This window comes from Pseudofulvibacter geojedonensis, from assembly GCF_042675745.1.
Taxonomy (GTDB): Bacteria; Bacteroidota; Bacteroidia; order Flavobacteriales; family Flavobacteriaceae; genus Pseudofulvibacter; species Pseudofulvibacter geojedonensis.
Genome location: NZ_JBHTJM010000006.1, coordinates 450,550 through 451,415 on the forward strand (window position 1 = coordinate 450,550; position 866 = coordinate 451,415).

Annotated in this window: 1 pseudogene; it reads left to right on the top strand. The window is 36.4% G+C overall.

Features of this window, described 5'->3' with window-relative positions:
• Window positions 1-866, top strand: a pseudogene (locus ACFQ1O_RS14705) (hypothetical protein); the annotation flags it as partial.

Genomic DNA, 866 nt, shown 5'->3' on the forward strand with positions numbered 1-866 from the left:
ATACATTATCAGATCCTATAACAAACGATACGGCTTACAACAACACCAGTAACCCTCAAATTATTTATGTAGAGGTTATCAATACAGGTGATGAAGGAAATGCAGGCGATGGTACTCAATGTAGAAGCGTTAAAGCGATTACATTAGAAGTATCTATTCCTCCTGTAACAGAATTTGTTTCTATGCCATTGTGTGACGATCAGTATTACGTACCAGACAATGTAACACCAAATCAAACCTTCAACTTAACATTGTTTGAAGATATGATTACTACAGAAACAGGTAATACTTTTACTTATTTCTTAAGTGAAGCAGAGGCAGAAGCCAACACCAACCCTATTGGTAATACTACTGCTTTTGTTAACACAGTAAATCCTCAAGATATTTTTATAAGAGTAGACAATGCTTTAGGTTGCTACAGTGTGCAATTAGTAGAAATTGTAGTAAACCCGAACCCTACTCCTTTAATCCCATCTGATTTAGCCGATTTATTTCCAAACGGAGAAAGTATGGAATCTTGTGTAAACGATGGAACAGGACCAGGAACACTACAAGAAGGATATGCTCTGTTTGATTTAACCGAATATCAAGACGATATTATTGGCGGAGAAACGGTTGTATCTGCAGCTTATTACACATCTGAATCTGATGCTAATTTAGAGCAAAACCCTATTACAAACCCTACTACTTTTTACAATACTGTAGCCTATGGGCAAACTATCTGGGTTCGTGTTACCAATACAGGTGATACAGCTACTAACACAGCTGCAACAGGATGTTACACACTAACAAACTTTAAAATTCACGTACCTGTACCACAAGTATCTATTACCAGTACTAAAGATGTATTGTGTGTAGATGAATTT